Here is a 275-nt window from a genome sequence, read left to right on the forward strand (position 1 = left end):
GGCTTGAGGGGCTATTTCTTTGACCTGTACTGGGACGCTTATTGTCTGGTTGTAATAGCGAACCATAATCGTTGCTGTCCCTACTGTGCCTCCGGCTGTAACTACACCTGTCGCATCTACGGCAGCGATTTCGGGATAGCTGCTTTCATACGTTGCTTGCGTTGTTACATCTTGTGAATCGCCGCTTGCATAGGTTGCCGTTACTTTCAACGGCTTGTTTTGTTCTGGAAGCAACTGGATAGAGCTTGGGACTGCTATCAACTGGTTGGGCGTAA

At 49.1% G+C, this 275-nt stretch carries 1 protein-coding gene; it reads right to left on the reverse strand.

Annotation, left to right across the window (positions count from 1 at the left end; all coding sequences use genetic code 11):
- The coding region (locus F1003_RS18680; RefSeq protein WP_262884641.1) for an Ig-like domain-containing protein at positions 1–261 on the reverse strand (261 nt) is incomplete at its 3' end.
- Positions 262–275 lie beyond the last annotated feature (14 nt).

The organism is Winogradskyella ouciana, assembly GCF_009709615.1.
Classification (GTDB): domain Bacteria; phylum Bacteroidota; class Bacteroidia; order Flavobacteriales; family Flavobacteriaceae; genus Winogradskyella; species Winogradskyella ouciana.